At 60.2% G+C, this 13,142-nt stretch carries 12 protein-coding genes; 7 read left to right on the top strand and 5 right to left on the bottom strand.

Annotated elements, in window-relative coordinates; genetic code table 11:
- Positions 1-569 precede the first annotated feature (569 nt).
- Positions 570-2,378 (bottom strand): hypothetical protein, encoded by a 1,809-nt coding sequence (locus tag H2O65_RS00435; protein ID WP_182141675.1) that lies wholly within the window; start codon positions 2,376-2,378, stop codon positions 570-572.
- Positions 2,379-2,471: 93 nt separating this feature from the next.
- Between H2O65_RS00435 and H2O65_RS00440 the strand changes: the two genes are divergently transcribed.
- Positions 2,472-4,232, top strand: coding sequence for a GH-E family nuclease (locus H2O65_RS00440; protein WP_182141676.1), 1,761 nt, complete (start codon positions 2,472-2,474; stop codon positions 4,230-4,232).
- Entirely contained in the window at positions 4,229-4,621 is a 393-nt protein-coding gene (locus tag H2O65_RS00445) for an ankyrin repeat domain-containing protein (protein WP_182141677.1), read from the top strand. The genes H2O65_RS00440 and H2O65_RS00445 overlap by 4 nt, the downstream gene beginning before the upstream one ends.
- Before the next feature lie 33 nt (positions 4,622-4,654).
- Here the strand turns inward: H2O65_RS00445 and H2O65_RS00450 are convergent, their stop codons facing one another.
- Together H2O65_RS00450 and H2O65_RS00455 are read right to left on the bottom strand one after the other, a co-directional pair.
- Positions 4,655-5,086 carry a TipAS antibiotic-recognition domain-containing protein gene (locus H2O65_RS00450; RefSeq protein WP_182141678.1) on the bottom strand — a complete coding sequence of 144 codons (432 nt, stop codon included), beginning with the start codon at positions 5,084-5,086 and terminating at the stop codon, positions 4,655-4,657.
- Positions 5,087-5,089: 3 nt separating this feature from the next.
- Entirely contained in the window at positions 5,090-5,551 is a 462-nt protein-coding gene (locus H2O65_RS00455) for a hypothetical protein (RefSeq protein WP_182141679.1), read from the bottom strand.
- Between the two features lie 467 nt (positions 5,552-6,018).
- On the opposite strand from H2O65_RS00455, the gene H2O65_RS00460 reads away from it, so the two are divergent.
- The 5 genes from H2O65_RS00460 to H2O65_RS00480 all read left to right on the top strand — a co-directional run bounded on the left by H2O65_RS00460 (position 6,019) and on the right by H2O65_RS00480 (position 10,677).
- On the top strand, positions 6,019-7,026 hold the full coding sequence (locus tag H2O65_RS00460) for a metal ABC transporter substrate-binding protein (protein ID WP_182141680.1): 1,008 nt from the start codon (positions 6,019-6,021) through the stop codon (positions 7,024-7,026).
- A gap of 61 nt (positions 7,027-7,087) precedes the next feature.
- A complete protein-coding gene (locus H2O65_RS00465; RefSeq protein ID WP_182141681.1) occupies positions 7,088-7,882 on the top strand; it encodes a DUF1684 domain-containing protein in 795 nt (264 codons plus the stop codon).
- A complete protein-coding gene (locus tag H2O65_RS00470; RefSeq protein WP_259349535.1) occupies positions 7,879-8,370 on the top strand; it encodes a low molecular weight protein-tyrosine-phosphatase in 492 nt (163 codons plus the stop codon). Before H2O65_RS00465 ends, H2O65_RS00470 begins: the two co-directional genes overlap by 4 nt.
- A gap of 22 nt (positions 8,371-8,392) precedes the next feature.
- Positions 8,393-9,295: a hemagglutinin gene (locus H2O65_RS00475; protein WP_182141683.1), complete on the top strand. Its 903-nt coding sequence runs from the start codon at positions 8,393-8,395 to the stop codon at positions 9,293-9,295.
- Positions 9,296-9,327: 32 nt separating this feature from the next.
- Complete coding sequence (locus tag H2O65_RS00480) at positions 9,328-10,677, top strand: amidohydrolase family protein (RefSeq protein ID WP_182141684.1); 1,350 nt, start codon at positions 9,328-9,330, stop codon at positions 10,675-10,677.
- Positions 10,678-11,234: 557 nt separating this feature from the next.
- Here the strand turns inward: H2O65_RS00480 and H2O65_RS00485 are convergent.
- Both H2O65_RS00485 and H2O65_RS00490 read right to left on the bottom strand, forming a co-directional pair.
- The gene (locus H2O65_RS00485; RefSeq protein ID WP_182141685.1) at positions 11,235-12,359 is read right to left on the bottom strand and encodes an inositol-3-phosphate synthase; all 1,125 of its coding nucleotides are present in this window, start codon (positions 12,357-12,359) and stop codon (positions 11,235-11,237) included.
- Between the two features lie 42 nt (positions 12,360-12,401).
- Entirely contained in the window at positions 12,402-12,971 is a 570-nt protein-coding gene (locus H2O65_RS00490) for a PadR family transcriptional regulator (RefSeq protein ID WP_182141686.1), read from the bottom strand.
- Positions 12,972-13,142 lie beyond the last annotated feature (171 nt).

Genomic DNA, 13,142 nt, shown 5'->3' on the forward strand with positions numbered 1-13,142 from the left:
AAGCCGCCTGTTCAGCAGCTCATGCTTCCTCTGAAGTGAGTGAGGGGATCACCATCCACAGCCCATTCTGTGACCAGACAATAATCAACTTGCAGAAGAGTCTGCTTGGTAGTCCTCCAAGACGGCATGGGCGCAGTTCTGGCCAATAGTCCTAGACGATCATGGCTTCTATATGTTCCAGGATCCTCGCAGTCCTGGCAATCGACTGCTTCACGGGCAGCATCGCCAACTGTCGCGTATGCGTGAAACTGGCAAGACTAGAGACGTCATCTTGCGATCGCATAGACGCGTAGGTCAATCCAGGTTGCGAGGGTTTCCTTTGGGTTCTTCCCTTCTTCCCGACGTGCATCGGGCCCGCGATGAGAAGGAAGAGGACGCTAGCTGCTCCGGCAGGAAGCGCCCAACCAGGGGCGAGGGCGAGCAGTCCAGCCGCAATGCCGGGTCGCGTCAGCCGGAACCCGTGAAATGTATATGTGGGGGCAAGAAGTGACTCTGGGGAACGTACCCCAGACGTCCATTTGGTCCCTACGTATACATTTCACGTCGATGCGGTTGGAAAGGAAGCCGCGTTAGCCCTCCTCCGCGTCTGCGTCCTCGATCTGCAGCGGCGCGGGTCCCAAACCGTGTTTGGCAAGGTATTCCACGGCTTTCTCGACGTAGGCCAGCTTCTTCTTGGCATCTTTCACGACGGCCGCATTACGGTCTGAGAAGGTGGAGAGACGCTGGAGCGAACGGCGGATCTCACGCTCGGAGTCAACCAGGATCAGCCAGGTGTCGGGGTCCTGCTCCAACTTCTGTTTCTGGCGCAAAATGGCTGCGGTTAGCCTAGATACCAGCAGGGTCTCCACGTCGTGAACGCTTGCCCTGGTACTGGCCAGCGATGATGCGATTCCGCCGCTGCTCACACCGACCAGGGCTCCAGCTGTGAGCAGTCCGCCAACCATTCCGCCCGGACCAAACGCTGCAAGGCCCGCGGTGATGGCTGCGGCTCCAGCAAGCCCAGCCGGAGCAGCGGCTATAGCCATTCCGCCGGTGGTCAGGATCGCCAGCACACCGACTCCAAGTGCGGCCCACTTGAACACGATGCGCGCGCCGTCCTCCAATGCCTTCTCCGCTTCCAAGCGTGAGTCAACCAAGTCCAGGCCAAGCTGTCGTCCCAAACCCATCTCTATCGTCAGCTCTTCGAAAGCGTCACGCTGGACACTCTTCGGAACAGAGATCTGGAAGGGCGCAATAACATTCGCTAATGCCACCGACACCAGCGGGTTAGCGGCGTTCATCTTGGATAGATGCCGGATGTGGGACGGGGAGCTTGCCCATCCGTCCTCGTCCTTCGGGTGGTTCACAAGTTCGGCGATAGCGGACGCCTGAGGGCGACCTTCCAACCTTGCCTGCTCGGTTAGTTGGCCAAGGACAGTCGTCTGCGTCTCAGCGAGTGCCAAGCGATAGCGTGTCTGCAACTTCGGGTCCAGGTTCGATGCGACCAAATGACCGTAGCGAAGCGCGAGCAGGGTCAGCGTTTCCACGTATGTCGGGGCGATCTCGAGTTCGCGTGATGCGACGATCAACTCCTTGGAAAGTGAACCGAAGAGGGCATGACCAATCGGCAAGGCGACCTCGTCAGTCTCTAGGAACCGCGGGAGGTGGTGCGGCAACTTCAAGCGGTCTGTACTCACTCGCCGGTCAAGCATCCATGGGAAGAGCGAAGAAACACCTCGGGATGCCGACACTGGGTCCCGAGAATCCCAAATGTTCACCCACCAATTTAGGTTTGCGGGCGGAACCTCAAGGTAGCGACGAAGATTGTCCACCTCGAACTCGCCGTTAGCTAGAGGGCTGCCAATCGTGACGAGGCCTGTGACGGCAACTTCGTGAGGAAGTCGGCGCACCAGGTCGGCAGCAATCACGGAACCGAGACTGTGACCGACAATCAGGATTTCACCCCGATCAGGAATGGCCTTGAGGATCCGCTGCAGGACTCGAGCGCGGATATTGGAGTCCCTAAGGTAGTTGCGGGCCTGCCTGAACACCGGGGCAAACAAGGCGGCTTCCACTATCTGGTCGCCGCCTGGAACGCCATGTCCTTGGTCGTTGCCTGTATTCAGAAGACGCTCGAGGGCGGACGTCCTTGTCTCAACAGCCCAGCGGTGTTGGGCAGCCTTGTCGCGGGGAAGGTCGGGGATGGTCAGAGGGGGAACCGGCCCCTCGTCATCGGTGCCCTTGAGTGCGTGAGCGTAGATTGGGGCGATGACTTCTACCTGGTCAAGAGTGGGGTAGCCGAGCCGTGTCAGCGACTCATTGAGTATCCGTTTCCAGTTGCCTTGCGGGTTCCCATCCCCCACACCGTGAAGGAAAACTAACGTTGGGTGATCGGACATGGACTACCTTCGCCTCCCGTAGAAATACGCCGTTTCAAATCTACACGGCTTCCACGCTCTGGCAGGCTGCATCTCCGCTAGTCTGGTCATGAAATGAGTACTACTGCAAGCCGAACACGCACGCGGTTGAGCCACGGGCTGCTCATTGTGGCGCTCGTGATGCTTCTGCTCATTACTCTGACCGACATGCTGGTCGTGCGCAGTCCTCTCTGGCAGGCGCGGCTCGACGCTTCAGTGGCGGCTCGCGCGTTGGCAAGAGGAGACACCTACCGCTTGGAAGAGCTCCTGTCGAAGAACCGTGACAATACGGACTTCGCATACTTCTTTGCATCCGACGTGACGCCCAGCGAGCTCAGTGACGCCGTCTCTGACCTATCCGAAACGGAGTGGGTTGAGAGCGTTTATGGGGATGAGGTCGACTACACATACGAGCAATCCCTCGTAGATTTGGCCGGCACGGTCGCCCTTGCTACCCACGGAACAGAGGACCGCGCGCTTCCCCCAGCATGGGCGACAGAGTTCATTGTGACGACCACTTCGCCCTCGGACTTGGCGGTGGACGGGATGGACGCGAGCCAGGCAAACCTTTTCCTCCTCTTGTCGCGCGGGTACTGGTCGACGGATTTCCTACAGTCCGTGACATCGGCCTACTACCACTTCGTTCAGAGTGAAGGTGGCAGCGAATGGCCTGAGTCCGCCGTGGAGGGCGACGTCGCGCCGAGTCCTAGCGGTGTCGCACTGACTGACGGAATCCTGGCACTGTCTGCCGCCCTCACAGCGAACCCCGAGGCAAGCGAGTGGGCTTTCATCGACTTCCTGCCAGGCAATGTCGAGATTGAAGGGACTGGCTACAGCATTGGGAGGTTTACCCACTTCCTAGCGTTCGAGTACCAGTTCCCCGAATCTGAGTCGGGGCAACCAGTTGGTGAAACCGCGACCCTGACCGCGTTGTCTGCGGCAATTGAGTCAGCGACTTGGGCCAGTGACATCCCCGAAGGCGGTTTCGTTGTGAGTCCGGACGACCCAATAAGTCCGATGCATGATGCTGCGGTGCTGGAAGCCCTAGCTCAGGAACTGGTGGAAAAGGACAGTCAGTGCTCGTGGAACCCTGGCGACTACTGGAACTGTGTGATCATTGCTGCCGACGTAGTCTGGAAGTGGGCGCAGCAGTGGGGTCACCTGGTCCTGGACTTGCTCACCATGGCTTCTTTCATCCCCATGCCCTTCACGGTTATCGGCGTCTCCGCTGGCGTATTGAACGCAACGTGGCATTCGATCGAGGGCGATTACCTAGCGGCAGGCCTGTCGGTTGCGGCGGTGGTGCCGGGGATTGCACTGGCTAAAGTCGCTGCCGGTGCCAAGGGAGTCGGTGTTGCAAAGGGGGCTGCGGCCGCTTCGAAGGGCGCGGATGCTCAAAAAGGTGCTGCCGCGGCCAACACATCTAAATCACTAGCGACGGCTACTGGGCCGATCGGGAGATCGAATCGTACTTTCAGCACTCACATTGAAAGGCCCACCACGATAGTTAAGGAAGGTGTTGCCGACGGCCGGGTGAAGCTCCGTACAGCCACTAAGGAGGCCATCTCCAAAAATGCCCCCAAGGACAAGAACGGGAACTTCATTGACCCGAACACCGGTCAAGTGATCCCTGCGGGCTCGAAGTTCGACATAGGGCATAAACCCGGATATGAGTGGCGGTGCATCGTGGAAGCGGCGATAACATACGGATGGACCAGGCAAGAGCTGATTGACTATGCGAACAACCCGAACCTGTACCAGGTAGAAACCCGATCAAGTAATCGCAGCCACAAGTACGAGGGCACGGAATGCTTGGTAAAGGAGGGGACCCCATGACCAGTCTGAAGCGTTCTCCATTACACGACGCCGCGCTCACCAACAGGGCAGATGAGGTTCGACGCCTTATTGCGGCTGGTGAACCCGCTGATGTGCAGGATGCCCAGGGTTTCACACCTCTTCATTTTGCGGCGCAGGAAGGCGCGGTTGAAGCCGCAAAGGCACTATTGAAAGCGGGAGCGCCAGTTGACGCAAGGAACACCTTCGGGAACTCTCCGCTCTTCACTGCCACTTTCAACTCAAATGGCCGGGGCGACATGATCAAGTTGCTGCGGTCGTACGGAGCTGACCCCCTTCAGGTCAACGACTCAGGGCAGACGCCAGTGGGGCTGGCCAGGCTAATTGCAAACTACGACGTTGAGCAGTTCTATACAGACATTCCGGAGTAGGTGACCAGCGAACTGGTTCGTCCCTTTGAATCCCTAAAGGCCAGCCTCGACGTAGATGCGCAGTGCGTCGCGGACGAACTCGGAACCTACGCTTCCGCCCTTGCTGGTTGCGTAGTTGGCGGCAAACCTGGGGTCAGCCACGTACATGTCGGCGAGGCCGAGGACGTAGGCGGCTAGGTCGCCGCCAAGCTTCGAGGCCGGAGTCCCGGGCACGCTGCGCAACCAGTCGACATGGCGGGCGGCTAGGTCCTGGGCTTCCATGCTGGCCGGGTCAATGCCGCGTTCGGCGGCCTCGGACCAGTCCTTTGAGAGCTCGGTGACGTGACGCTGCCACGCGCCCCGTTCGCCCTCGTCCAACGCCCGCCACCAGCGGTCACTGTCTGCGTATGCGGATCTGCCCCAGCGTTCCTCAACTTCCGCGCGGTACTTCGTGTGGTCAAAACCGTCAAACATTGTGTCGGCCATCAGTCAGCTGGCAGCCATTGAGGAGCGGCGCACCTCATCTACAAGATTGTCAATTCTGAAGTTGGTGGCGTCGAGTCGCTCGCTGAGGGCTTCTGACCGGCGTGCCGCAGCGTTAGCCGCACCCGTGGTGTACTCACGGAGCTCGCGGATTTCTGCGGTGAGGCGGGTGTCCATTCTCGTGATGTCGGCGCGGATGGCTGCGTCACCCACCTTCATGTTGGCGCGTATACCGGCTTCCATGTTCTGCATGTCGGTGCGGATACCGGTTTCCATGGGCTTCATGTCGGCGCGGATGGATTGTATGTCTGTCCGGGTAGAGGTCTCCAGGGTTCTCAGGTCTTCCCGGATTGCCCGGATTTCTGTCTTTAAGCCGCGAGCGGTTGCAGCGTTGACTCCCCAGATCGCGACAAAAAGCGCGAAGAGTGGGATCCACTCCAGAATCGTGTCGACGGGCACCGTTAGCATCCCTCCATTATTGACGGTTACGGGTCAGATGTCACTGGAGATAAGGCTGCCCGTTTGACCGGCGCTACGCCAGCGCGTCGAAGCCAATCCGTGGAAACACGCCGGCGAGATGATCTGTGGATATGAGAAGGGTCAATGGTGTTTTGCAGGGCAGACAACCTGCGATGGACCCTTGTCACGGGGATCCCTTCCCCGCAGATGGGGAGAATGTTGAGGCGCGGTTCGTGCCGGTGTCTGGGCTGCCATCCATGAGCCCCAGGTTTCACAGGCTTGTGGAGCGCGCCCTATCCCAGCAGGCGGAAGCGTCATTTGTTGCGCCCTGCCCTTGCGGGGGTAGGGCTGCCGGGTGGGCGGCGACGTGAGGCCCGTGAGCGCCCCCACATGCCCCCTTGTTGATAATGATTATCATTAGCGGTAGTGTTCACTGCAGCTTATTCAGAGATTCGACCGATCCCGGAGGAACCATTGTGAGACGACTACTTGCGAGTGCTGCGCTGATCGCGGCATCGGCCCTAGCCCTGGCTGGATGCTCGGGTGGAGGCTCGGCGGGGGCAGATGGCACCACTGACGCGTGCGGCGACGACTGTTCCGTTGTCAAGGGATCGGTGCAGAGCGGAGCATCCGCAATGCCGGTCGTTGCGGTCAGCAGCTACCCTCTAGCCTTCATCGCTGAAACCGTCGGCGGTGACAAGGTTGAAATCGTTGACCTGTCCAGCAGTGGCGGACACGCCCACGACATGGAACTCTCACCCGCGCAGGTCAACCAACTGTCCTCCGCATCCGTTGCCCTCTACCTCTCCCAAGGCTTCCAACCCGCAGTTGAGACCGCGATTCAACGCACCGGCGTGGCAAGCATGGACGGCTTCTCTGCCATTCCCGAGGGCGACATCATCAGCGGTGACCCACACGTTTGGCTCGACCCGCTAGCAGTAGCCAAGATCGGTGATGAACTAGCCGCAACGCTTGCGGACCTCGACCCGGCGAATGCCGAATACTTCAAGGCGAACGCCAGAGATTTGGACGCAACGATGAGCGAGATCGATGGGGAATACTCCACCGCCCTCGCGGCTTGCGGGGGGCAAACCCTGCTCACCACCCACGAGGCCTTCGGGTATTTGGCCAAGCGCTACGACCTCGAACAAGTTGGCATCCTCGGGGTCGATCCCGATGCGGAACCGTCGCCGGCCCGGCTGGTGGAGATTTCCAAACTGATCGAGGACCGTGGCGTGACAGCCCTGTTTGTGGAGCCCGCGGGTGCGGCGCATGACCACGAACACGAGTCCGAGGGCGAAGATCACGACCACGAGGCCGATGCCACAACGGCACCCGGTTCTGACAAGCTCGCCTCCGCCCTCGGCATCTCCCAAGAAACACTAGACACCTTGGAAACCCAGGTGGACCCGACGAAGGATTTGGTCGATGTTTTCCGCTCCAACCTGGTGACACTGCAACACGGATTAAGCTGCGCGGTGTAGTAGGACCGTCTGCCCAGTCGACCCGGTAAAGTGGGGGAGGTCGACAACTTGAGGAGCGAAGATGGCATCGTTTGGAACTGAAGAAAGCTGGAGCGAATGGCGCGATGAGCGCGACGCATCCTTCAAGGATCCCTACGGCTGGTTCTCACTTGTCGAACTGACCTGGCTGGGTACAACGCCCCAGGAGTTGGAAAACTTCCCGGGCCTGTGGAGCGCCAGCGAGGACGGGCAGACCATTACGGTTGAAGTACCCGACGACCAGCCCATCTACCGCGATGGCGAAGAGGTGCGCGGCACCGTCACCATCGATGTTGCACCCGGGGTGACGGACCGCTCCCTCAAGGATTCCCGCGGCCGCGAAGTTGAAGCCATGTACCGCTTCGGCAAACCGGGGGTGAGGATCCGCGACCCGCACGCCCCCGCCCTCGCCGGTGACTACCGCGTCGCACGCTACAAGTTCAACCCCAAGTGGGTTGTCCGAGGGCGGATGCTGCGCTACCCCGAAATCAAAGACCTCACGGTCGATGCAGCGGTACCTGGGGGCAGTCACACCCTGCATGCCTGGGGGGATGCCGAGGTCGCGCTGCCCAAGGACCGCACCGCGACGCTTATCGTGACGGGGGAGGGCCCGGATGACTCCTCGGTGATCTTCTACGACGAAACCAACGGTGACACGACTGCCGGATGGCGTCGCGCACCACTGGTTGTAGATGGTGAAACCGTGGTCATCGACTTCAACCGTGCAACGATCTTCCCAGCGCACATGAGTCCCTACGGGACCTGCCCGAAACCCCCGGCCGACAACCGCATCAAAGCCAGGGTGAAGGCAGGCGAAAAGATGGTCGTTCGACCTTGACCTACCGGATCCTCACCGTCTGCACCGGCAATATTTGCCGGTCACCAATGGCGGAAGTTGTGCTTCAAGCTGCGGCTCGGAATGCGGGTATGGATGTCGAGGTCGAATCGGCTGCCGTCACCGCATATGAGGTCGGCAACCCCATCGACTACCGCGCGCAAAAGATTCTCCGCGAGGCGGGATATGAGGTGCCAAGGCGCGGTGCCTACCAGATCACGCGGACGGATATCGCGGCCTACGACCTCGTCCTCCCCATGACGCGGGAGCACCTGCGTTCCCTGCAGCGGTTGGCGCAGGCTGTCCCCGAGGGTGAGCGGGCCGAAATCCGCCTGTGGAGCGACTTCGCCAGCGACGCGGCGCCGCTAGCCGACGTTGACGTGCCCGACCCGTGGTACGGCGGCATCGATGACTTTGTGGAGACGCTGGAAATCCTCGAGGACGCCACCGACAGCATTCTTGACCACGCGCGTCTGGGCCTTGGCGCGTAAGACAGCCCGACGACGGAACCCCGTGGGGCGCCTACTGGGGACCATGGGGATCCTGGTGGTTTTGGCCCTGCTCACCGCAGGGCTGTTCAACATCTTCACGGCGTGGTCCGGTGGTGCTGGTTCGGGGAGAGGTGACGGTGGTGAAGCGCCTAGCAGGGTCGAGGTTCTCCCTCCTGAGCCTGTGACTCCACCACTTTCCTTCGAGGGTTTCAACCCCGCCAACATCATTTCTGACGAGCAGTTCTTCAATGTTGCCGCCTACGACCTCGCCCAAATTGAAGGGTTCCTGCAAAGGTGGAATGAGGGGTGCCGGACAGGCCGTGACGGAACGGCTTGTATTACGGAGTTTCGGACTGACTCGCCCTCGTTCGAGGCCGACCAGTTCTGTTCCGGCGGGTTCGAGGGCGCCGCGGGGGACAGTGTCGCGGCAATAATCTGGAAGGCGGCCAACGCTTGCGGGATCAACCCGCAGGTCCTGCTCACCACGCTGCAGAAGGAACAGGGGCTCATCACGGCCTCTGGAGCTCGCCTCAACGAAACCCGCTACACAATCGCGATGGGTTATGCGTGCCCGGACTCCGCGAACTGCGACCCCGCATACTTCGGGTTCGCAACCCAGGTCTACTATGCAGCGCGGCAGTTCCGCGTCTACGAGGCGCAGCCCGAAAGGTTCATGACCGCGCCTCAGCGTGAGGACTTTGTCCCCTACGCCCCCGGGGAAGCCTGCGGTGGAACGCCGGTGTTTGTGGAGAACCTGGCGACCTCGAACCTCTACAACTACACGCCATACCAGCCGAATGAGAGCGTCTTCAACGGGAGCTACGACGCGTGCGCATCGGTTGGAAACGTCAACTTCTATGCCTACTTCAACGCTTGGTTTGGGACGCCGGAACTTGCGGCAGCATCGGCGGCGCCCGCCGCGTAGATTGGAACCAGGGAGGTGGCGTAGTAATGGCTGTGAAAAGTGCTAGCGAAGACTACAACCTGGATAGGCCCAGGGCGCCCCAGGTAAGCCGAGTGCTGACGGCGAGCAAAGTGTTCACGGGGCGGCGGGGCGGCATCGTGGATGACGGTGCCGTGGTTGTTGTCGACGGCAAGGTTGCCTGGGTTGGTCCTAGAGGGCAGGTGCCCGACGAGTATGCGGCGCTGCCTGTTGAAGATCATCCGGGTGCGACCATCATGCCGGGCATGGTGGAAACCCACGCTCACCTGGGAGGATTTGCGTACAATGCCGAACCTGGGGTGCCGGATCCGGAAGTGCATGACAGTGCGTGGCACGCCCTCAGTGCGATTAAGGTTGCTCGCCAGTTGGCGTCTATGGGGGTGACGACCGTTCAGTCCCTTGGGGCGCGCAACTTCACGGATGTAGCGGCGCGTGAGGCCATCTTCCAAGGTCTTGCGGAAGGGCCGCGGATTGTTGCTTCTGGACCGCAAATCACCGCCACGGGGGGACACTCTTGGCCGACCGGTGGGGAAGTTGATTCGATAACCCAGATCCGGCATATGGTGCGCTCTCACCACAAGGCAGGTGTTGACGTCATCAAGGTGATGGCTACGGGAGGGTTTGGAACCTCTGGTTCTGCGCCGTGGAATGCACAGTTCACAACGGAAGAGCTGGAGGTGATTGTGGAGGAGGCGCACCGCCTCGGCAAACACACGGCTGCTCACGCTCACGGCACGCAGGGGATTCGCAGGGCAGTTGACGCCGGGTTTGACTACATTGCGCACGCATCCTTCGTGGGGGAGAACGGGGTGACAGCCTTCGACGCGGATGTTGCAGACCAGATGGCACGGCAGGGGACGTATGTGGATTTGTGTAGTCCGCCCTCGTACCCGGCGGTTGAAGGTGAAACTTTCACGCCCCACGCCAAAGCGCTCTACGACCACGGGGTGAAGGTAGTGGTGGGACACGATATCGGAGCGGTGTACCCACCGAGTGCGTACCGGTTCGGGCTCATGCAGATGGTGGCTTCGGGGCTGCCGGTCGAAGAAGTGCTGTTCGCGGCAACGTCGCGCGGCGCTGCCGCCGTTGGTTTGGCGGGAGTGACGGGGGTCTTGGAGCCCGATTACGCTGCAGACATCCTGGTTGTGGGTGGCGACCCAACGGAGCGGATTGAGGATCTGGCCAACTTGGAAGAGATCATCATCGGCGGACGCACCTTTCACCCGGACTTCATGCCCGAGTTTGACATCGCACAGTTCGGATCGGGGGATTCAGGGTATCCGCTGGTTCAGCCCGGGGGTTTGAACGCCCGTGTCACTTGGATCCAGCGGCGTCAGCGAGCGGAGCTCCACCCGGCTGACTAGGTGGAGGGGAGGGGTCCCAGCCCCTCCGGCGCTCGGTCTGCTTCACGGAGCCTGTTACGCCTTACGGAGCCTGTTACGCCTTACGGGGCGAGGTTAGCCTCTTTTACCCTTGAATCACATCGTTATGCAAGCCGAACGGGCCCCGTAAGGCTCAAGTAGCTCCCTTACGACACGGGGCGGTGCCGGTACCGACCTCAACAACAAGCAAACAACAGCCCACCGCCCCCAAACAGTCGGGCAGCCCGGGGCTTTCGTGAAATGTATATGTGGGGGCGAAATATGCGTCTGGGGTACCTACCCGACGCGATCATTTCGCCCCCACATATACATTTCAGGATCGGGGTGGTCGGGCTTGCAGAAAAGCTACTCGTCGAGCCTCTGAGCGGCTGATTTCGTGCCAATTGAGGCTTCAGAAGTAGCAATTCTGCAGGGTAGGCGCGTAGGGACCCCGGAAATGGGCGCGACACAAAAATGGCCAGCGGCCACCCGTGTGGGCGCCGCTGGCCAGGTGACCGAGGGTGGCGTTGGGCGCCCGCAGCGGCCTTTGAGTTGGCTGCCTAGTCCTCGATGTCAGCTGTCTTTGCAGGTCCACCGGTCTTCGGCTTGACGTTGTCGGCGCCGTTGATGAAGGCATCAACCTTCTCACGCGCTACCTTGTCAACCATCTGCACCGGAGGCGACTTCATGAAGTACGCGGCCGGAGCCCACAGCGGGCCACCGATCCCGCGGTCCAGGGCGATCTTTGCCGCGCGGATCGCGTCAATGACGATGCCGGCTGAGTTGGGGGAATCCCAAACCTCAAGCTTGTACTCCATCTGGATCGGAACATCACCGAAAGTGGTGCCCTCTATACGAACGAAGGCGAACTTGCGGTCATCCAGCCACGGCACGTAATCCGAGGGGCCGACGTGAACGTCGCGCTCCGACACCTTCGACTTCATGTTTGAGGTGACGGCCTGGGTCTTGGAGATCTTCTTCGACTCAAGGCGTGAACGCTGCAGCATGTTCTTAAAGTCCATGTTGCCGCCAACGTTGAGCTGGTAGGTGCGGTCGATCTTTACGCCGCGTTCTTCCATGAGGCGCACGATGTCGCGGTGAGAGATGGTGGCGCCAAACTGGCTCTTGATGTCGTCGCCAACAATGGGCAAGCCCGCGTCCTCGAACTTCTTCGCCCACTCCGGGTCGGAAGCGATGAAGACCGGCAGGCAGTTCACGAAGCCACAACCGGCATCAATCGCGCACTGCGCGTAGAAGCGGTCAGCCTCTTCCGAACCAACGGGAAGGTAGGAAACCAGTACATCAGCCTTGGCATCTTTGAGCGCTGCAACAACGTCGACGGGGTCTGCGGAAGACTCAACAATTGTGTCCTCGTAGTATTCGCCAATGCCGTCCAGTGTCGGGGCGCGCTGCACGGTGACATCCAGGAAGGGGACTTCCGAGAACTCAACCGTGCAGTTCTGACCGGAGAAAATTGCCTCTGACAGGTCGGTGCCAACCTTGGTTTCATCAACATCGAACGCTGCAACGAACTCGACATCATCGATGTCATAGTCGCCGAACTGGACGTGCATGATGCCGGGAATGGTGTCCTCAGGCTTTGCGTCTTTGTAGTACGTAACGCCCTGGACTAGTGATGACGCGCAGTTCCCTACGCCCACAATCGCGACGCGAATCTTACTCATTCGAGTTCCTTCACTTGATGGCTTTTACACCGTTTACTTTGCTTACTTACTTGGTTCCACTGCTGGCCCACCCTGAACTGCGGGTCCGCCGTCAGATTGGATTAGCTGATCTAACCAGTCGAGCTCACTTTGAGCTTGCTGGCTATCTAGTTCCGCTTTTGAACGGATCCAGAAGTCTTTTGACTGCTTGGCTTCCCGGCCTGCTTCCTGCCGCGCGAGGACTTGCTCGCGGCGCTCCTTCAGAAGCTTGAGTCGAGTTGCCGGTGTTGCCTTTGACATGAGCCCGATGGTGAGAGGCAACGCCTCGTCATCCACATCCGCACCCGCCAGGGATGCCGTCAGATACTCCGTTCCAACCTGAGTAATCTGGTACAACACCAGTTTGCGGGTTGAACTTGTCGACTCCGTTGGAGTCTTCGCGGGCATGCGCGGACCCGGTGATGTTGGGGATGTGACGCGGATCAGACCGCGTTCCTCCAAACGATGCAGAGCCGGGTAGAGAGATCCGAATGAGAGCCGCCGCAGCGGTCCGATTGCGCGGGAGAGACGTTTGCGCAGCTCATAGCCATGGAGGGGGTACTGGAGTTCGCCAAGAATAGCCAACTCAAGCATGCTCCCGCGAACGCCCACAAACCCTCAGTTCTCTGCTTCCGTATGTCGCCACGATGTATCGCGGTGCTATGTCGTGTCAACAGTACCAGAACGTATCGAACCGATAGGTCGCCTCGATATATAACTTGTCACAGTGGGGCGAGGGTGGGATGCGCCCTGCATCCCAGCCGC

The organism is Schaalia sp. JY-X169, assembly GCF_014069575.1.
Classification (GTDB): domain Bacteria; phylum Actinomycetota; class Actinomycetes; order Actinomycetales; family Actinomycetaceae; genus Scrofimicrobium.

Coding starts and splice junctions, on each gene's coding strand:
- H2O65_RS00435 (WP_182141675.1), bottom strand. CDS start 2,378: ATGTCCGATCACCCAACGTTAGTTTTCCTTCACGGTGTGGGGGATGGG.
- H2O65_RS00455 (WP_182141679.1), bottom strand. CDS start 5,551: ATGCTAACGGTGCCCGTCGACACGATTCTGGAGTGGATCCCACTCTTC.
- H2O65_RS00445 (WP_182141677.1), top strand. CDS start 4,229: ATGACCAGTCTGAAGCGTTCTCCATTACACGACGCCGCGCTCACCAAC.
- H2O65_RS00465 (WP_182141681.1), top strand. CDS start 7,088: ATGGCATCGTTTGGAACTGAAGAAAGCTGGAGCGAATGGCGCGATGAG.
- H2O65_RS00440 (WP_182141676.1), top strand. CDS start 2,472: ATGAGTACTACTGCAAGCCGAACACGCACGCGGTTGAGCCACGGGCTG.
- H2O65_RS00485 (WP_182141685.1), bottom strand. CDS start 12,359: ATGAGTAAGATTCGCGTCGCGATTGTGGGCGTAGGGAACTGCGCGTCA.
- H2O65_RS00450 (WP_182141678.1), bottom strand. CDS start 5,086: ATGGCCGACACAATGTTTGACGGTTTTGACCACACGAAGTACCGCGCG.
- H2O65_RS00490 (WP_182141686.1), bottom strand. CDS start 12,971: ATGCTTGAGTTGGCTATTCTTGGCGAACTCCAGTACCCCCTCCATGGC.